The sequence below is a fragment of the Butyrivibrio sp. VCB2001 genome (genome assembly GCF_000423965.1).
In the GTDB taxonomy this organism is placed as follows: domain Bacteria; phylum Bacillota; class Clostridia; order Lachnospirales; family Lachnospiraceae; genus Butyrivibrio.
In genome coordinates, this window is record NZ_AUIZ01000013.1 from 54471 (window position 1) to 71877 (window position 17407).

Sequence of the window (17407 nt, forward strand, 5' to 3'; positions counted from 1 at the left end):
TATGGATGATGCAAAGCGATATTTAGATGTTATTGCAAAGCTTATGAATGAAGAAGAAAATGAGGCGTCTTTATTAGAGGCAAAATATAATCAACTTTATGATTACATCCATGAGGACCTGGCGGATGGACTTGATCAAGGATCATATACCGCAAATTCAGACATTATCAGAAAACTAGATGAACTACTAAAGAAGTATAGAATCTTCAATGCGATTCCAGAATTAGCTGAAAAGCATCTTTTTGTGGTGCGTGGTGACTCATATTATATAGAAAAGATAATAATGAGCAAAGTATTACCAAACTGTTCATGGATAAAACACAACAATAATGTTCCCATCATCATTGTAAATGGTCAGAAAAGTAACAGCGGGTTATGGGTTTTGACATACATGAATAAGCTTGTACATATCAATAGGAATGAATACTTTTGCATTACAAAAGAGCTATTCAAACAGAACATTGAAATCAGAAAACTCGTAAAAGGTTTTTTAGTTTATGCACCTTACAAATATGAAGAACTAAATTTCATGCTTGTCCCTGGGTATACCGAAGACAATAATGATATCTGTGAAGGGTTGATGGGAAATGGATTAAAAGAATATTTGTTAATAGATCCTGATAAAAAATGGGAAAGAAGTAGTAATAGGACTCTTTTGGGAGAAAGGTTTTTATTATGCCAAGATAAGAGTGCTTTGATCAAAACTAATAGTTTGTTATATGACCGTTTTGAATCTTTTGAATATGATGATATTTATAACTTATTGAATCAGCAGAATACAAAAGTAATCAATTTCAATATTGAAAGCCAGATGCTAGAAATCTTAATGGATGCTCAGATTTACTATCATGATTCGATCAAGAGAGTTACTGGCTTAATTGAACGTCTGACTAAAGATTCATTTATGCTGAATGATGTAAAAGTTAAAGGTCAAGTATCTGAGTATAGAAAGAAGGCTGTTGATAGCAAAAAAGATTTGGAACGCGGCAAAAATACATTGACAGAATTAATGAATAATATTGTATGTCTGACTTCAGAATATGAGAGATTGTTTTCAGATGCTCTAATGCATGATTTGGGTGAAGGTATTGATGCAAATGATTATATCTCTACACTCTTATGTGTTTTTTTTAAATCTATTAGGGCTGAGAATTACAACGAAGCAAAAAAATGTGTATTCCGTTTGAAACGTGCCAATTATCCTTTTATTGAGATTTTTGATGAATATTTAAACGTAAAAAAGGGAGGAGAAATATCCTCTAAATGTAAAAGTATATTATTAGAAGTATTAGAACCTTCATGGGAAATTGCAAAAATAAAAATTGATTTATCTAATCAGTTGAAACTTAACTACAAAGATTTAAAGGACCTTGTGAGATATGTAGATGGACACTATGATTTGGGAAAAGAGTATTTCTTTTTAGCCAAAAGAGAGATTGATGAAAAAAACTATTTATCAGCTAAATTTTATCTGGATAAGGCACTGGAATATGATTATCCAAAAGCGGGCGAAGAACTAATAAAGTTGGCCCAAAAAGATGATAGCGTTGGTGTTGACATAGAAGAATTGGCTGAGAATCTTGTTCCAGAGGCAAATTTTATAGTGGGAAGCGAAAATGTTATAGCGCACCCACGCAAGGGGCTTACAAATCTCAAAATGGCTGCGTCTAATGAACATTACGGCGCTATAAAGATGGTTGCTGAGATGCTGTTTTCTGATTGCCGTGAAATCACGTGGCAGGAAATGGAGAAAGAAACTAATAAACAAAAAATATGCAACGTTATACGTTTATATGGATATCTTAGGAAGGTAAGTAATAGCGAGGATGATAAACCGCTGTTTGAACTTAGGCTGGGGTTAATGTATCTTAAGCTGAATGATTATTTAAGGGCTTATGAGTATTTAAAGAATTTAAAAGATTTCGAGGCGCAGTATCAATGTGCTAAAATGTACCAATACGGAAATGGCGTAGCAAAGGATTTAAAACAGGCGTTGAAGCATTATTCGAACTGTGCTCCATCGTATAGGGATTCTAAATCACAAATTGCAAAAATAAAAGAATTACTCAATACTGACACTTCAGGTACTAGTCATATCAAATCATATTCTGCTGATAAAACATATAAGGCGGAATCTACGACGACAAGTTCATCTAGTAGTTTTTGCTTTATTACAACAGCTGCCTGCCTTGCTCTTAATGAAAGCAAGGATTGTCAACAATTGAACGTACTACGATGGTTTAGAGATACACATATTTTAGCGAAGGATAGAATGGGAAAATCATTGGTTGAAGAATACTACAGGATTGGCCCAGAGATTATTAAGTGTATAGATAGAGACTGGAATCCAAAAGCTTTATATCTAGAGCTATGGGAAGATTATATAGCGCCTAGTTGTCAATTAATTAATGAACAGAAATGGGATGAAGCAAAGTGGCTATATATAAATATGGTAAAAACGCTTTGCGAGACATACTCTATTAGAGTTGTTGATACAATTAGTGAGCATTATGGCATCAATATGGAGAAAAATGATGGACAAAGAAGCAAAAAATCTAAGAACCCTTGACATGTACGTTCGTTTATGTGAGGGGAAAGTCCTGAACAAACATGAAGAAGCTCTCCGATTCGGTGTCGATGAGCGTTCTATTCAGCGCGATTTAAATGGAATCCGAGAATATCTTGCTGATCATGCTGGTGAGTCAAAAGGCGTACGCGAAATTGTTTACGACCGCTCTAAAGAAGGTTTTGTCATGACTGGTTCTGATGGATCTCTTATGTCAAACGACGAGATACTTGCGGTGAGTAAGATTCTTCTTGAAAGCAGGGCTTTTACCAAAAAGGAAATCAGCGTCATCCTAGATAAGCTTATATCGGGGTGTGTACCACAAAAGAACATAAAGCTCGTTTCTGATCTTGTTTCCAATGAAAAATATCATTATGTAGAGTTGCATCATAAATCTACTGTCAAAGATAAGCTATGGGCACTTGGAGAAGAAATAAAGCAGACCAATCTTCTCGAAATAACCTATGCAAAGCAGATTGCATCAAAAGAAGTTGTTACTCGTGTCATTCAACCACTTGCCATCATTTTTTCTGAGTATTATTTCTATCTTAATGCTTTTATTGTAGAGAAAAATGATGATGGAGAGTATATAAAGAAGTATGATTATCCCGCTATTTTTCGCATTGATAGAATAAAAAACTATCGCGAGATAGGAGAGAAGTTTGCCATCATCTATTCCAATCGATTTGAAGAGGGTGAGTTTAGAAAAAAAGTTCAGTTCATGTTTCCAGGCAAGCTGATGCGTCTTCAGTTTAAGTATACTGGACGAAGTCTAGAAGCAATACTGGATAGATTGCCAACAGCGAAGGTTGTTTCTGAAGATGGGGAATCGAGTTTAATAGAGGCGGAAGTATATGGCAAGGGTATTATTATGTGGCTTTTGAGCCAAGGACGTTCTATAGAGATTGTTCGCCCTAAAGAGATGAGAGAGGAATTTAAACAAATATTGGAAGATATGCTTTCAATGTATAATTAATCGTTTTTTTTCGTTTTTTCTACGTCCTCCGACAGTAATGGCCCAATAATCTCTGTTAATCCCGGAAGGTACTCCATGTAAGTATTGTGAGCAGAATTATAATATGTAAAAGCCCGGATATTTACATCATGTGTAAGTTCCTCCAAAGCTGTATCAAGACCAGATGTATGATATAGTTCTTTGTAGTAACTAATTGGAAAAAGCCTGTAATAATCATGGTTATCCAATAATTCTTTTGCCAACATAGATTCAAAAGAATCGTTGCTTTCGCGCATAAACAGATTTATTTTAGAATAAGCTTGAAGAAGTTTTGATATGGCTTGATAGTCATCCATACCGTCTGTATAAAGCTCGATTGCTTCATCTATATGCTGCATGTAATAATTCAAAGTAAAAGAAACAATTGAAGTCTCTGATTCTGAATCAAACAGATCAGAGGCTTTTTTGTATGCCTGTTTTATGATCTCCGAAGAATTTGTCTCGCTGGCATAGTCATTCCGGGAGAAAGTATACTCGGAAGCAAGTTTTTCGCTCAGAGTATTACTTATTTTTTGTGATATTTGGCTGTTGTTTTTCATATCTGTATTATATTTTTTCACCTGGACATTATACGTCTTGGACTGATGATATATTTGCCTTACCACTAAAACAACAGAAGCTAATAATTGTGGGAAGGAGTACTATAGATGGTTCTGAGCAACATTCCAATAAAAGTCATGAACAATGAAATAATGTGGAACACCTTACGAAGAGATAAAGGTTGGAAATTAGAGCAAAACATTATAACAGGTCATGCGCGGATATTAAATCCAGAGGATATCAGGCTTGCTTGGGGTAGCGTTCAGGATATGACGGAAGCCTTTGATCAATTTGTAAAGCCTTGGAAGGGATGTAAAAAGGGTGACATCATTGCAGTTCAAAGAATTGGCGGTGTTTACTCACATTATGCCGTGTACATAGGATACGGTAAAGTTATTCATTACGGAATGGATACTACAGCGGATGACAAAAGCAGATGGATATGTACTATTCATAAGGCTGATTTTTCAGAATTTCTCGGAACAGATACCTGTTATGAGGTTTTGAGTTTTCCTGAGGATGGCTCCGATCCTATACATAAAAGCATAAATCTCTTTTCGCAAAATGGAACCCTTAGCTTCCGCAGTACTTTTCGAATTTTTCCAGAGCTCAAGGCGATGCTAAGGCATCTAAAAGGATATCATCTATATTCTGCAAAAGAAACTGTAGACCGTGCCTATACTCGACTTGGCGAGGATGAATACAGCCTGGCATTCAACAATTGCGAACACTTTGCGTTGTGGTGTAAGACAGGACTACGCGAGTCATCGCAGGTAGATGATTTTTGGAAAAGGTTTTGGGTAGGACGAAGCATTTTAGTATAAAAGGAGGTCAATTGATAATGGAAGAAAACGTTACAATGAATGCAACTGAAAACGTGGAGGCACCTAAGAAGAGCATCTATTCTCTGATAGAGGAAGACATCCTTGCGCGAGATTTGGATGAAAAGACTAAAGAGAAGAAGCTCAAGAAGCTAGAGAAACTCAAAAAACAACAAGTAAACATTATGCTCGTAGGCGCGACAGGAAGCGGCAAAAGCTCAACAGTAAATGCGCTGTTTGACATGAACCTCGCTAAGGTGGGCGAAGGAGCAGATCCTGAGACCACAGGAATTTCTCAGTACCAGTTTGAGAACCTGACGGTTTGGGATACTCCCGGTCTTGGAGATGGTGTCGAGAGAGATCAAGAGATTGCTGATGACATCCTTTTGAAGCTACAGGAAAAGGATGAAGACGGCAAGCAAGTGATTGATATGGCGGTTGTTGTCATGGATGCTTCTACCAAGGATTTCGGAAGCTATTATACATTACTTAATGATGTACTAATCCCTGAGTTTGGTGACGACGCAAATAAGAGAATAATAATTGCATTGAATCAGGCGGACATCGCTATGAAAGGAACGCACTGGAATGAAGAGCTGAATGAGCCTGATGAAGTACTATCTGCCTTCCTCAAGAAGAAGGCAGCTTCTGTAAGAGCAAGGATTAAAGAGAACACGGGACTTGATGTTAAGCCTGTCTGCTATTGTGCAGGTTTCTTTGAGAATGGTAGTCAGAGAAAGCCCTATAACCTCGCAAAACTTCTCTACTTCATTGTGAAGGCTGCGCCAAAAGCTAAAAGACTCAACATTGCCGCCAATGTTAATGCAGACGAAGACAACTGGGAGTTCAACGAGAACTATGAATATACCAGCAGGCTTAACCGCGATTTTGGTGAGATTATCCTTTCCTGCATTGATGAAGGAATCGAGAATGGAGTTGAGCTGGGAGAAGAACTTCTTGGAATTCCTGGCATTATCATAGGTGGAATTGTCGGTGCTGCAGCTGGTGGTGTAAGAGGTGTGTTTGAGGCAGTATTCTAAAGAAATAGGGGTGGCGCTTCTATGGGGAATAAGAGTAGTACTGAAATCCCTATAGAAGCGACTACATCGGAAGCAAGCCTAGGCTAAGTAGTTTTTTAGAGGTTCGATAAATATTTTATACGACGTATTTTGATATGCTTTTGAGGAGTAAAAACATGCCAAAGTCAACAGAAAAAGCCGCGAGACTATTATGTATAAACGAGTATCTGAGAAGTGGGAAACAAATAAATCTTCAATCACTTGCGACTGAATTCAGGGTTAGCAAACGAACTATACAGCGAGATTTGGATGATATTAAAGCTTTCTATGCCAACCAGATTGTTCGGGATGAATCTTACAAAAGTGTCTATTTTGACAATAAAACTAATACATATAGGCTTAAATGAGCGTTTTTGGTATGAGGAAAAGAGTATGTTTGATGTGCTATCAAGAGAAAACTCCTGGATCGCTCCAAAATTGAGTGAACAAGATATCCTGAAAGCCACTGCAGAAGCAAGAAAAATAAATGAGAGAGTAGCACTGCTTACGTTTATAATGATAGAACCTTACATTGACTTGCTTTTTGTGGAGATAATTGATCCAGAAGACAAGATATTTAATGTCTCAAGGTTTACATTTCATGAAGGGTTATCTTGGAGTGCTGAAGAAGAGGGGCAGTTCGAAAGAAAATGTCTAAAAAGCGAGTATCCACTGCGCTTTTGTTCTGCTGATTTTGACCATATCTACAAGTACTATTCAGAATTGCATCCGCAATGGCACTTAAAAAGATATTACACTCATGAAATGCGTCTTTTAGATCATATCCACCACTGCATGACTCAGAACACAATCAAAGAGCTTCTGTATAAGTCCGGTGTTGATGAGCTGGCCGTGAGGGCTCCTGAAGCACATGAAATCAATCTTCTGGCAACAAATCCATCGGAAATCTATGATCATGTTCCCATGCGAGTCATCAGAGCCGTGAATACTGAGTACGGCGCCGAGTTACTGGCAAACAAAGAATACCGGGAATATCTAAAACAGTTGAACAGCCAGTATCCTGATATCTTCAAAGATCCTTTGAACGATGCCCAATGCGAGTATCTTTTGCGACTGAAAAAGGGAAATCTTACCAATCCAGAGATATATAGGCTATTCTTGTCGAAAAAGCCAAAGTTGACCAACATCTGGATCCATGCACAGTTTTTAAGATTTATGTATTCTGAGGCAGCGCAGAAAACGCTTAATGAAAGAGCTAAAGCACTTGTGAAGGTTGATCCATTTTATGCAACATATTTGCCCAAGTTAGATTCTTCTAAGATTTCAGAACTTCTTCATTATCTGACAACTTACAGGAAAGACCTTGATAAGGATATTCGAAGATCCAATAGAAAAAGAGATTACAACTGGCAGGAGCGCTATGATGGCTATGTTATCAGATATCCTCAGACAATAAACGATTTTTGCAAAGAATCTATATACATGAGTAATTGCCTGATGACATATCTTGAGGCTTACATCGAAAATGATACGACCATTATGTTCCTTAGACGGGAAGATAACATATATGAGCCCTTCATTACGCTTGAAATCTATGATCAGGAACTTACTCAAGCCTACCACAGATTTAATACTGAATGCTCAGAAGAAGAGTGGAAGTGGATAAGAGAATTCTGCTTTAGGCACGACATAAATTGTGACTTATAGATAAGGGGAGTTTTCGATGATATCAGACATGAGGTTTAGGACCTCCAAAATACTCGTAATTGGTTTTGGAGAAATAGGTAAGAAGGTAACAGATAAGATACAACAGGATGATTTAGTCGACGTTGACACAGTTTTTGTTAATTCTGGGAAGATTGTTCTTAGACTTAATCAGATGTGGAACCCTGATAATTTCAATGGGGCAGAAATGATCATTATCGTTTTTGATTCCGCTGAAGATAATGAGGGGCTGTCATATATTGCTGCAAGTGCCAGAGATAAGGGGATTCTTGTATTAGGCATGGGAACAAGATCCTTTTTCCCATATAAAGATGAGGACAAAGCTTGTACCGAAGCTATTTCTTGTGGTATTGACGCTCTGAACATTATTTATAAAGATAAAACAGTAGAATATTATTCCGGAAAACAATGCATAAGCAAAAATTATTCTGCCGAGAGGGCCATAATTGGATCGATACAGCAGATTGTTCTCATGATGAATGTTCCAAATGTGATAAACATCGACATTGAGGATTTCAGCAATTTTATGCAGGAAGCGGGCATTATTCATATTGGAAATGGGTATGGCATCGGTGATAATAAGGCCGAAGAAGCAGTGCTCATGGCTTTAGATTCTTGTTCAAGTTCTCCGGATATCCGTAAAGCAACAAGATGGATTTGCTCAGTATTTGGTGACATAACACTTACAGATGCATCAGATGTCAGTGAATATATCAGAAGTTTATCAGGTAAAGATATAGATATTATTTTCGGCGCCAGCTACGACGATAGTCTGGAAGATGTGTGTTATGTTACAATCATTGCTGCGGATTTTGCTGAATCCCCAGTTATTTGTCCTGCTTGTTCCTCCAGTTCCTTGACTCCTTAACCGCTTCCTCCTTATCACTGGCTCGGGCGTAGATGTTGGTGGCAGCCATGGACTTATGACCCATGCGCTGCTGGAGGACCAGGATGTTTTTTTCATGCTTATAAAATTCCATGGCAAAACTGGAACGGAGTTTGTGAACGCTGATATCACTGCGGTTTAGGGAGGCTTTGACGTACTTTTTGAGCATCTGCTGAATCTCGCGGATGGAGAGCCTGGTGCCTTCCAGGGTAATAAAGAGAGGAGTACCCTCCTTAAACTTCTCGCCCTTCATCTCCCGTGAATCAAGATATGCCCTGAGATAATCTTTGGATTCATCAGAAAAATACACCTTACTGGTGTTGTTGCTTCTCTTGTGACCTTTTCTAAGGGCGTTGACATAGCACTCATTTTTCTCTGGGTGATAAGGGTTCTCGAAGATCACCACGTCATCCACATCAAGAGCCTGCAGCTCGGAAACTCTAAGTCCGGTATCGAGGAAAAGAAATACAATCGCCAGGTCACGTTCTTTATATTTCTCATGATAAGCCTGTTGTTTCTTGGTCAGGCCGGTTCCATTCTTAATACAATCCAGAAGTACGTTCTGCTCATCAAAGGTCAGGTATGTTACAGTCTCCGGTAGATCAATCTTAATTGATGATGATCCTGAAACCGGATTATAATCAAGCTTTCTTTCCGTATTAATAAGATACTCAAAAAGCACAGATATAGAGGTTCTGCGTCTGGCCAGGGTTTTATCTTTGAGATGCTGGTTTTCAGTCATCCAGCTTACAAAGTTATCTATATCTACAGCTGTGATCATCTTAAGATCATCCAGTGACAGCTCTTTTACTGATTTGTCAGGGAAGTAACTATAGAAATTGACTGCATACTCAAAGAAATACCTAAGATCCAGCGCATAGTTCAGCTTTGTAAGCACAGATCTGTTTGCCGATCCGAAGTAAAAGAAATTGTTGGTGAACTCCGGGAGTTCTGCAAGTACAGCATATAGCTTTTCTGAATTGGTCTTTGCAACTGGCTTTTCCATGATAATTACCTCGATTTATACGTCTATAGCTATATTCTACCATCTGGCGCCCATACTTTCAAATATAACTTAAATTATACGCATACGAACAGGTGTTCCCGCGCCTCTATGCCCTCCGCTCAGATACGCTTTATCTCATAGCAGAATCTCAACACGGTTCTTGCATGCTTTGATATGCTGTAAAGAGACAGAAATTCTGTTGGCACTCCAAAACGCTGGTACCGTTTGTCTTCGCCTATTGATTCAAGAACTCTCTTGTTGAAGTCGTAAAGATTTTCCCTGATAAACTCATCAAAGTCAGTAAATGTGAGGGTACTCCTTAATAGGATCTCAACATTTATAAAGTCAAAGGTCTTGGTGTTTTTGTTGCCTGTCTGCCTTACAATATCAGGCTTCGATATCGTAATGATCGGATCATTCATATCATAGCCTGCAAAATAGGTCGTATCGGCAGGAGGAAATGAAAACCTGTCAGGGTCATGCTCAAACATCTCAAGCGCAGTATCAAAGTCTGTTACGTTAAGGTCATCAATAATGACCTTAAGGAACTTTGAAAACATATAGCGCCTCCTGCCTCCGGGAACTGACAGTCTCTTTCGTAGCGACATGTACCTTTCTTGATAACTGTCATCTGTATGGCGCCAGTATATCCTTGGTCCTTTGTCCTCTTTATTGTATTTCCAGATGCCTCTATAATCCTTATAGTAGCTTGTAAATCCCTTGGAGGAATAATCTTCATATATCCTTGTTGCGCTTTTTTCCAACAATTCATCAAGATGATCCCGTAAGTAAACTTCCGCCTTATTTTCCGCATCCACCCAGTTCGCATGTTCATCCAGATAGTAAATGTCTATGAAAACCCCTTTTGCATCAAACTTGTCCCAGAATGAAGGCCAAAATGGTCTTCTGTACGTTTCTGGATTCACCGGAAATTCTAATAAATAATCCCTGCCATCATAATTATAAGTTCCGCTTGCAGTAGCATATTTTCTATATTTGTTTATATCTATTTCAAACATAGGTGTATCCCCATTTTGTGTATTACATAAAAAGCTCTGTATTGCGTTTTCAGAATCCAAAAGTGGATAATTCCACCCTGATAGCAAAAATCTTTGAACGATTTTTAATCGTTTTGAAGCTTCTTGCAAAATGTGTTAATGGTAAGATCATTTTGTTCTGATGGCTTTGCCTTTGGATCAATCAGAATGATGTTAGCATAGAATTCATTTATTCCAATAAATTCACGTAGCTTTGCAAAAGCTTTTTCAGCACCGGCTCCGCTCTGACATGCAAAAGCAGATATTCTCTTTCCGCTAAGTGCTGCCTTGTTCTCTTTTACAAAAGTCCTGATAGGTGGAGTAAAGGTTCCAGCCCATACAGGGAATCCAATTACTACCTGATCATATTCTGAAAGATCTACATTATATGGCTCAAGTTCAGGTGTCTCTGCCATTACAGCGCTCTTGCCACCCCAAAAGAACTTTGAAAAGCCTTTATCTGAATAAGCCTTCTTCGGTACAAGCTTCAGAACATCTGCAGAAAGCTTACCTGAAATTGCATTTACTACATACTCAGTGTTCCCCTCAAGTGAATAATAAACAATAATTGTTTTCATCTCTTTTCCTTTTCCTTTAACATAGCATCCCGTATTGCCATGGCAATGACTTCATCCGGAGCTTTCTTGATAGCTTCAGCCTTAGGATTCTCTTTTATTTTGATTTCAGATTTTGCAGTAGTTGCAGGTAATTTCTTCATAGCAGCTATTTCCCGTAATCAAATCTTCTCAAGATACTTCACCGGTACACTTTTTGTCAGCCAGACTTTATTTGCTGACAGGAAGAATTCATATCCGTCTTTTATCATCTCCCCGGCTTTTACCTTATAAATGACAGACTTGCCGTGTCTTGAACCAACTGTGACAGCGGTGTCATAGTCTTTTGACAGATGCACATACAGCCTGGACTTCGGAATAAGTCCGTCTCTATCTATAGATTCTTCAAACTTTACTGCACTGCCGTGATACAAGATGTCTGGCGGAGTTGCTTTCTCTAGCTCAACATCTACCGGTATAGAATGACCCTGGTTAGCTCTGATCAGAGTTTTATCTTCATTAAAAGAGTACCTTTGCTTGTTGTCAGTTCTGACAATCTCTTCAAGCATTTCCATATTAAAGTCATGGTCCTTGGAAATGCCAGCTATAAGCTCATCGACATTTGCCCATCCATGTTCGTCCAGCGTAATTCCTATTGCTTCAGGCTTGTGCCTGAGTATAAGTGCTATATATTTACTAATCTCTGTTAGACTCATTTTCTGTCTTCCCCTTGTTTTCTATATAATTCAGTACTCCCATCATAGATGAATATGCCAGATCATGTTCTTTTTCCCCAAGACTACGGTACTTCTCAGCCGTCTTGTCCATCAACTGAATCGCATTGGACCAGTCCTCGTCTGTCATTTCACTACTACTCTTGTTTAGAGTTTTTGAAAAGTTCCACAGGTCACTACATATATTATAGAAAAGTTTCTGTTGGTCCATCTTTATCCTTATCTAAATCATTCAAATGCCAAAAGTACTACCTTTTAATTGTAGCAAAAATCCGCCCACAAAGTGAGCGGATCCATAGGGTAATCCAAATTATTAGTAAGAATTACTTCTTGTTTACAGCATCCTTAAGAGCCTTACCAGCTTTGAACTTAGGAACAACTGCTGCAGGAATCTTGATAGCTGCTCCAGTCTGAGGGTTCTTACCAGTTCTTGCTGCTCTCTTTGATGTCTCGAAAGTACCAAATCCAACAAGCTGAACCTTGCCCTTCTTCTTAAGCTCCTTTGATACAACATCAACGAAAGCCTTTACTGCCTTCTCAGAAGCTGCCTTTGAAAGGCCTGTGTCCTTTGCGATTGCTTCAACTAATTCTGTTTTGTTCATTGTGTTCTCTCCTCTCAAAAGAAAATCTTGTATGGAAACCTGACCGTGAAAGCCAAGAAACCTACTAAATGAGCGTAGTACAACTACTGTACCCTGTCAAATAATGTGTTTTGGCGGATTAAAGGTCGTAGCTGCCCTCTACACCATCCATAACAAAGTAAACCTTATTCTCTTCAGGCTTTACAAAGAGATCGATCTTCTTTACTGTTTCAGGATCACCGTTCATGTCATACTTGAGGACATTCTTTGCATTCTGTACAAGCTCGTCATATGAAAGATCCTTGTCAGCATACTGAAGAACTACATTAGCCTTAACATCTGTAGTAGCCTCAGCTTTTTTAGCAGAAGCCTTTTTGCTCTTTGCTTCTTCTGCTTTCTTTGCAACTGTTTCTACCAGCTTAGTAGCTGCGTTAGCGGCCTTGTTAGCTGTAGCCTTTGTGTTTGTCTTTTTTGCCTTTGCCATTTTCATAATCTCCTCTCACAAAAAATATTAACAACGTTGAATCCATAATAGTCCCTTTAACACGCTAATGCAAGGCAGTGACCAAAAGGAAGGTTTGTCTACAACCGATCAAACTCTTATCTGGTTCATGATTTTACCAATGCTGTCATGAAATACCAGATCCGCCTTTCCTTCCATTTTGGTCTTGCCCTTATTGATTATGACAAGGTATTTCCCATGATATATGTGCGCAAGTTGCGCAGCAGATCCGACTTCCAGAGATGTGCCTCCAATAATCAACAAATCCGCATATCTAATCCAGGCAATAGCCTGTTCATAATCATTTTGCGGAAGCAGCTCTCCATATAACGTCACATCGAGCCTGACCATCTTACCGCAATTAGGACAGTGTGGTATTTCTTCGGTGTTTTCAAAGATGAAGTCAGGGCCGTACTCTGTCCGGCAACTTACACAATAACTTCTAAGGGCACTTCCGTGAATCTCACTTACTTTTTTACTGCCAGCCTTCTGATGGAGGCCGTCGATATTCTGAGTAATCACGCCATCAAGTTTGCCCTTTAACTCCATCTCAGCCAGTTTATAATGCACATCGTTTGGCATTATTGTCCTGCAATCAAGATTCTTTCGGAAATAATCAAAAAATACTGCCGGTTTTTTATGGAGACAGTCGTAGCTAAGAAGATACTCCGGACGATATGCGCTAAATTTCTTATCTTTTCTATGATATAACCCATCCTTACTTCTAAAATCCGGGATTCCGCTCTCGGTAGAAACTCCAGCACCTCCCAGGAACACAATATGTTCCGAAGCACTGATCATATCATTAAGCGCCTCAATCTTCTGTTCATCCGTAAGGCCCTGGAAGAATCTTTCTTTTTCTTTAAGTGACGAAAAATCCGGTATCATCGATGTGTCCTTCTATTCTGCTCAAGAATTAATTGTGGTTTAAAATCCAGATAATCTCCTGATACAAGCGAGTACTTTACACCATTATGCATCCCTTTATAGCTATCGTTAAACCTTTCTTTCCCATGGCAGTGGGCATATATTACCTGCTCTGCTCCATATGCCTCAGCCATAAGTGTGAATCTGCTTCTCTTTTCCCATAGAGATGTAGGCGGATAATGAAGAAACATGATGAATTTCTCATATCCTTCTCTTCTTGCAGCCTCAAAAGACTCTTTTAGTCTCTTCGCTTCTCGCTCAACCAGCATATCCGCATGTTCTCTCGTATCAAGACCTTCATAGCAATAGCCCTTTGTCCCTACCAAAGCATAGTCTTTGTAAGTATAAAAATTGTTCTGTAGAAACAGCAGCCTTCCATCATATAACTGATTTAGCTTTTCCGTCTTCTTCGCATCCCAGAACATGTCGTGGTTCCCCCTCAAAAGAATCTTTCTACCGGGAAGATCCTCAATAAACTTCATGTCCTTTTCGCACTCTGACAGATTTCTGCCCCAACTGTGGTCTCCAACCAGTACCAAAGTATCCTCTTCAGTAAGGAGCTTGTTGCAATTCTTCTCTATTTTTCTTTCGTGATTTCTCCATACCTTCCCAAACATATCCATCTTTTTATCCGTCTGGAAGGAAAGATGAAGGTCTCCAAGAGCATATAGTGCCATTTCTTATTCCTTATTAGTTTTGCAAAAGGCGGCACCGGATGGTACCGCCTCTGCTCCAAAGCCCTCCTTGCAGGGCTTGCTTCTCAATTATAACATCGATGCTGACGCCAGAAATGCTCTTCTTTTCGAAGACCTGACCAACACGTTATCATCGCCATAAGGCTGGTCATCATAATCCGGCATAGCAATTTCTTTTGCCTCCATGCCATCAAACTGGGCCTCCGCCCTGATTACGGTAATCTCCTTATCAAGCTGATTCATTATTCTCTTCCCCCTCCAACAAATTCTTTTTTATTTTATCATCTGGGGAAAAAGAAATAACGTCTTGACTTTGTCGATTATGATAAATTCAAAACCATATAAAACACTACACAGATAACGGCAGTACCTGCAACCATCCTCGCATATGCTACCGGCCACTTACCATCCCTGTTAAAACCATAAAAATCTTCCCATCGCTTCTCTTCCGGAGCATAGATCACATTGTACAGATAAAGAGGTGCATACAGCGCAACTGGGATACCCCCAATAAACGAGGCTAAGAAGCTAATCCCTCGCCTCTCAAACACGCACAGGGAGATAATGGCAAGTAGCGGAGTTATCAGATGCATAAACAGATCGGAACCTGATAAAAGAAGCTTATATCCATATATCCTGCCCAGAAAGATTAGCACTGTCAGCATAGTTACAGTAACTGCCGCAGTTCCCATCACCTTCAGGTAATACGCCCAGTCCTTATCTGGGAAAAGACACATGGCCAGAGCCGACACAGCACAGAGCACATTACTCTGAGTTGTAAAATATCTGAAAGCCTTCTTTCCTCTTGCAGGGCTCCACTTACCATTCTCACGGAAGAACCTGACAACCAGGATGAAAGTAAGGACGACAATCGTTATGTTGGTTGCAAAAGAAATGCTTCTAGTGAGGTCTGTCACTTTTCTATCCGAACTCCTGACTCATCATTGTGTAAAGGGTGTGAACTTTATCTTAGAATAATGGTATTTATCTATTACTTTAGACATAGCCGCATCATCAATATCTACACCTACGCCGTTATCGGGATCTGTCTGATAATACAACTGTTGCCCATCTTCAAAAATGACTCCTTCAACAAATTCCAAGTGTTTATTGGTATATGTGTAATACTCCCAAATGGAAGAAGATGCGCCATTGGAACCCTCATTAGCAATCATTCCATTATCGCAAAGATAATATCTGTTACGTCCCCAGCCATCTGCGACATACACTAATTTGCCATTATCAACGGCGAAAATGTCATAGATTATGCTATCCCCTTCGCCATCTCGACTATTGGATCCAAAGAGAAGCTCATCAACACCATCCCCATCTAAATCCATGAGATAGTATCCGAAAATCTCATACGTTCCACTTGCTGTGAGGATTTCATCCAAAGCCGCAAAGTCTTCTTTTTGCTGATTTGTAAACCCATTTCTCCGCCCTTCAGTAACAATTCGGATCAATTCCTCATATACCGTGTAGTCCACACCGTTTCTAGATACTATTGTCACCGAATCAGGTTTGTAGTCTGACGATACACACTTGGGAAGATATACTGAGAAGTCCATACGCCTATGACTGTCATTCTCTGCATCACTCAGATTAAAATAGTCATAATTTGATAGCGAGTCGTCCCAAGTACAATCCACATTATGATAACCATCGTCCAATTTTATGATGTTCCATGCGTGACGTTCTCTGCCTCCCCAGCCATGGCAATTGTAGGTAGGAACATTCAAAAGTTGCATTAGATACTGAAAGCATCTAGCATATCCCGCACAAACCGTATAATTCTGAACAACCGAACTGTAAGCGCTTTGATCAAGGGAATTAAACTGATAGTACAGCTTGTCTACAATCAAGTCATGAATATAAAGCTCTTTTTCGTAATCCGAGCCTAAGCCCTCTGCTCCAGAAGCAAGCTCTTTTGCTGTGCTTTCAAACTTCTCTCTTGAAGCTGGAATATCTGGAAAATTCTTATAGAAATCAAAGTCAAATTCTATTACATTGCCCTGATAGTCATATTGGAAATAATATGATATGTCCACCCAAAACAGCTCCGGATGGTCATCTAGCAAACAACAAAAAGCGCTTTCGACTTCCTTGTCAGTTGTATTAGCATTTATAGGAGCAAACTTCTTATTCTGAGCCAGAGCATTTGCATATAACTGTCTATATAGGGCTTTGCAGCGATCATTTAGCATGTGGTAATAAGGATAAAAAAGCTCATCAAATTCCAGCCCCTCACCAGTCTCACCATAATCAACGCTATTGATAATTTCCTGCGCCTGATCCTCATCTTCTATATCTACAATCTCAGGCTGAGGATCGAGCATATGTGAACTGTCTTCCGGGAAAAAACTGTCCTCATCATCCGTAGGATTTAAAAATGCATCCACAAATTCCGTATAATCAGAATCATTAGCAATGTCATCATCAATTACTGTGTTATCCCAATCATTAACGTAATCGTCATAAGTCAGATCGTAGTTATACGGATGGGCTGTCTCCGGTTCGTTCTCAATTTCAGACTCTTCATCAGGTTTCTCCTCTAGGAGTTCAATTGAAAGCTCCGTTGAACTATCATCAGTAGCCTCATCCTCAGTGTTCTTCTTACTGGATGCGATATTTGCCGCAATATCTTTTAAAGGCTTGGCAATATCCGGATTTACAGCACATAGGCCAATAAAAGCGCATATTAAAACTACTATTGCCAAAATAACAAATAGAATTTTAGAAAGAATATCTTTCATTATCCACCTTCTCTCTCATCCTTGATTCATAAGGCGCTACTATATT

Annotated in this window: 21 protein-coding genes; 7 read left to right on the forward strand and 14 right to left on the reverse strand. The window is 39.1% G+C overall.

The annotated features are described in order from the left end of the window. Position 1 precedes the first annotated feature (1 nt). Together G589_RS21255 and G589_RS0111990 are read left to right on the forward strand one after the other, a co-directional pair. Positions 2 to 2569 (forward strand): CFI-box-CTERM domain-containing protein, encoded by a 2568-nt coding sequence (locus tag G589_RS21255; protein ID WP_051192353.1) that lies wholly within the window; start codon positions 2 to 4, stop codon positions 2567 to 2569. Beyond that, positions 2535 to 3542 (forward strand): helix-turn-helix transcriptional regulator, encoded by a 1008-nt coding sequence (locus tag G589_RS0111990; RefSeq protein WP_051192354.1) that lies wholly within the window; start codon positions 2535 to 2537, stop codon positions 3540 to 3542. Before G589_RS21255 ends, G589_RS0111990 begins: the two co-directional genes overlap by 35 nt. On the opposite strand, the gene G589_RS0111995 is transcribed toward G589_RS0111990, so the two are convergent. Further along, complete coding sequence (locus G589_RS0111995) at positions 3539 to 4120, reverse strand: hypothetical protein (protein WP_026522318.1); 582 nt, start codon at positions 4118 to 4120, stop codon at positions 3539 to 3541. The two genes, G589_RS0111990 and G589_RS0111995, sit on opposite strands and share 4 nt — an antisense overlap. A gap of 108 nt (positions 4121 to 4228) precedes the next feature. On the opposite strand from G589_RS0111995, the gene G589_RS19845 reads away from it, so the two are divergent. The 5 genes from G589_RS19845 to G589_RS0112020 all read left to right on the forward strand — a co-directional run bounded on the left by G589_RS19845 (position 4229) and on the right by G589_RS0112020 (position 8554). Next, positions 4229 to 4945, forward strand: coding sequence for a lecithin retinol acyltransferase family protein (locus G589_RS19845; RefSeq protein WP_051192355.1), 717 nt, complete (start codon positions 4229 to 4231; stop codon positions 4943 to 4945). 17 nt (positions 4946 to 4962) lie between these two features. Further along, the gene (locus G589_RS0112005) at positions 4963 to 5982 is read left to right on the forward strand and encodes a GTPase family protein (protein WP_051192356.1); all 1020 of its coding nucleotides are present in this window, start codon (positions 4963 to 4965) and stop codon (positions 5980 to 5982) included. A gap of 155 nt (positions 5983 to 6137) precedes the next feature. Then, positions 6138 to 6368: an HTH domain-containing protein gene (locus G589_RS22435; RefSeq protein WP_022769169.1), complete on the forward strand. Its 231-nt coding sequence runs from the start codon at positions 6138 to 6140 to the stop codon at positions 6366 to 6368. Positions 6369 to 6393: 25 nt separating this feature from the next. Continuing rightward, on the forward strand, positions 6394 to 7668 hold the full coding sequence (locus G589_RS0112015; RefSeq protein ID WP_026522320.1) for a PcfJ domain-containing protein: 1275 nt from the start codon (positions 6394 to 6396) through the stop codon (positions 7666 to 7668). A gap of 16 nt (positions 7669 to 7684) precedes the next feature. Continuing rightward, complete coding sequence (locus G589_RS0112020) at positions 7685 to 8554, forward strand: hypothetical protein (protein ID WP_026489139.1); 870 nt, start codon at positions 7685 to 7687, stop codon at positions 8552 to 8554. On the opposite strand, the gene G589_RS0112025 is transcribed toward G589_RS0112020, so the two are convergent. From G589_RS0112025 to G589_RS0112085, 13 genes are all read right to left on the reverse strand, one after another. Then, on the reverse strand, positions 8514 to 9578 hold the full coding sequence (locus G589_RS0112025) for a tyrosine-type recombinase/integrase (protein ID WP_026522321.1): 1065 nt from the start codon (positions 9576 to 9578) through the stop codon (positions 8514 to 8516). The two genes, G589_RS0112020 and G589_RS0112025, sit on opposite strands and share 41 nt — an antisense overlap. A 119-nt stretch (positions 9579 to 9697) precedes the next feature. Continuing rightward, complete coding sequence (locus G589_RS0112030; RefSeq protein WP_026522322.1) at positions 9698 to 10597, reverse strand: hypothetical protein; 900 nt, start codon at positions 10595 to 10597, stop codon at positions 9698 to 9700. A gap of 104 nt (positions 10598 to 10701) precedes the next feature. Beyond that, complete coding sequence (locus G589_RS0112035) at positions 10702 to 11193, reverse strand: flavodoxin family protein (RefSeq protein ID WP_026522323.1); 492 nt, start codon at positions 11191 to 11193, stop codon at positions 10702 to 10704. Continuing rightward, complete coding sequence (locus tag G589_RS21905) at positions 11190 to 11333, reverse strand: hypothetical protein (protein WP_022769161.1); 144 nt, start codon at positions 11331 to 11333, stop codon at positions 11190 to 11192. Before G589_RS21905 ends, G589_RS0112035 begins: the two co-directional genes overlap by 4 nt. Positions 11334 to 11351: 18 nt before the next feature. After that, complete coding sequence (locus G589_RS0112045; protein WP_026522324.1) at positions 11352 to 11885, reverse strand: RNA 2'-phosphotransferase; 534 nt, start codon at positions 11883 to 11885, stop codon at positions 11352 to 11354. Further along, on the reverse strand, positions 11866 to 12033 hold the full coding sequence (locus tag G589_RS0112050) for a hypothetical protein (protein ID WP_242826447.1): 168 nt from the start codon (positions 12031 to 12033) through the stop codon (positions 11866 to 11868). The genes G589_RS0112045 and G589_RS0112050 overlap by 20 nt, the downstream gene beginning before the upstream one ends. Positions 12034 to 12226: 193 nt before the next feature. Beyond that, complete coding sequence (locus G589_RS0112055; protein WP_022769149.1) at positions 12227 to 12505, reverse strand: HU family DNA-binding protein; 279 nt, start codon at positions 12503 to 12505, stop codon at positions 12227 to 12229. Positions 12506 to 12623: 118 nt separating this feature from the next. After that, entirely contained in the window at positions 12624 to 12968 is a 345-nt protein-coding gene (locus G589_RS19850) for a DUF6465 family protein (RefSeq protein ID WP_051192357.1), read from the reverse strand. Positions 12969 to 13076: 108 nt separating this feature from the next. After that, positions 13077 to 13874 carry an NAD-dependent protein deacylase gene (locus G589_RS0112065; RefSeq protein ID WP_081669037.1) on the reverse strand — a complete coding sequence of 266 codons (798 nt, stop codon included), beginning with the start codon at positions 13872 to 13874 and terminating at the stop codon, positions 13077 to 13079. Then, positions 13871 to 14590 carry a metallophosphoesterase gene (locus G589_RS0112070; RefSeq protein ID WP_026522326.1) on the reverse strand — a complete coding sequence of 240 codons (720 nt, stop codon included), beginning with the start codon at positions 14588 to 14590 and terminating at the stop codon, positions 13871 to 13873. Before G589_RS0112070 ends, G589_RS0112065 begins: the two co-directional genes overlap by 4 nt. An 87-nt stretch (positions 14591 to 14677) precedes the next feature. Then, positions 14678 to 14851: a hypothetical protein gene (locus G589_RS21910; RefSeq protein WP_022769144.1), complete on the reverse strand. Its 174-nt coding sequence runs from the start codon at positions 14849 to 14851 to the stop codon at positions 14678 to 14680. A gap of 77 nt (positions 14852 to 14928) precedes the next feature. Continuing rightward, the gene (locus tag G589_RS0112080; RefSeq protein ID WP_026522327.1) at positions 14929 to 15525 is read right to left on the reverse strand and encodes a hypothetical protein; all 597 of its coding nucleotides are present in this window, start codon (positions 15523 to 15525) and stop codon (positions 14929 to 14931) included. A 24-nt stretch (positions 15526 to 15549) separates the two neighbouring features. Then, the gene (locus tag G589_RS0112085) at positions 15550 to 17361 is read right to left on the reverse strand and encodes a transglutaminase domain-containing protein (protein ID WP_026522328.1); all 1812 of its coding nucleotides are present in this window, start codon (positions 17359 to 17361) and stop codon (positions 15550 to 15552) included. Positions 17362 to 17407: the final 46 nt, after the last annotated feature.

What these genes read in the sequence shown, in the direction of transcription:
- G589_RS0112030 (WP_026522322.1), bottom strand. Translation starts at nt 10,597, where the DNA reads ATGTTTGAAATAGATATAAACAAATATAGAAAATATGCTACTGCAAGC.
- G589_RS0112020 (WP_026489139.1), top strand. Translation starts at nt 7,685, where the DNA reads ATGATATCAGACATGAGGTTTAGGACCTCCAAAATACTCGTAATTGGT.
- G589_RS19845 (WP_051192355.1), top strand. Translation starts at nt 4,229, where the DNA reads ATGGTTCTGAGCAACATTCCAATAAAAGTCATGAACAATGAAATAATG.
- G589_RS0111995 (WP_026522318.1), bottom strand. Translation starts at nt 4,120, where the DNA reads ATGAAAAACAACAGCCAAATATCACAAAAAATAAGTAATACTCTGAGC.
- G589_RS0112015 (WP_026522320.1), top strand. Translation starts at nt 6,394, where the DNA reads ATGTTTGATGTGCTATCAAGAGAAAACTCCTGGATCGCTCCAAAATTG.
- G589_RS21905 (WP_022769161.1), bottom strand. Translation starts at nt 11,333, where the DNA reads ATGAAGAAATTACCTGCAACTACTGCAAAATCTGAAATCAAAATAAAA.
- G589_RS19850 (WP_051192357.1), bottom strand. Translation starts at nt 12,968, where the DNA reads ATGGCAAAGGCAAAAAAGACAAACACAAAGGCTACAGCTAACAAGGCC.
- G589_RS0112005 (WP_051192356.1), top strand. Translation starts at nt 4,963, where the DNA reads ATGGAAGAAAACGTTACAATGAATGCAACTGAAAACGTGGAGGCACCT.
- G589_RS0112055 (WP_022769149.1), bottom strand. Translation starts at nt 12,505, where the DNA reads ATGAACAAAACAGAATTAGTTGAAGCAATCGCAAAGGACACAGGCCTT.
- G589_RS0112050 (WP_242826447.1), bottom strand. Translation starts at nt 12,033, where the DNA reads ATGACAGACGAGGACTGGTCCAATGCGATTCAGTTGATGGACAAGACG.
- G589_RS0112045 (WP_026522324.1), bottom strand. Translation starts at nt 11,885, where the DNA reads ATGAGTCTAACAGAGATTAGTAAATATATAGCACTTATACTCAGGCAC.
- G589_RS21910 (WP_022769144.1), bottom strand. Translation starts at nt 14,851, where the DNA reads ATGAATCAGCTTGATAAGGAGATTACCGTAATCAGGGCGGAGGCCCAG.
- G589_RS21255 (WP_051192353.1), top strand. Translation starts at nt 2, where the DNA reads ATGGATGATGCAAAGCGATATTTAGATGTTATTGCAAAGCTTATGAAT.
- G589_RS0112025 (WP_026522321.1), bottom strand. Translation starts at nt 9,578, where the DNA reads ATGGAAAAGCCAGTTGCAAAGACCAATTCAGAAAAGCTATATGCTGTA.
- G589_RS0112035 (WP_026522323.1), bottom strand. Translation starts at nt 11,193, where the DNA reads ATGAAAACAATTATTGTTTATTATTCACTTGAGGGGAACACTGAGTAT.
- G589_RS0112085 (WP_026522328.1), bottom strand. Translation starts at nt 17,361, where the DNA reads ATGAAAGATATTCTTTCTAAAATTCTATTTGTTATTTTGGCAATAGTA.
- G589_RS22435 (WP_022769169.1), top strand. Translation starts at nt 6,138, where the DNA reads ATGCCAAAGTCAACAGAAAAAGCCGCGAGACTATTATGTATAAACGAG.
- G589_RS0112070 (WP_026522326.1), bottom strand. Translation starts at nt 14,590, where the DNA reads ATGGCACTATATGCTCTTGGAGACCTTCATCTTTCCTTCCAGACGGAT.
- G589_RS0111990 (WP_051192354.1), top strand. Translation starts at nt 2,535, where the DNA reads ATGGACAAAGAAGCAAAAAATCTAAGAACCCTTGACATGTACGTTCGT.
- G589_RS0112065 (WP_081669037.1), bottom strand. Translation starts at nt 13,874, where the DNA reads ATGATACCGGATTTTTCGTCACTTAAAGAAAAAGAAAGATTCTTCCAG.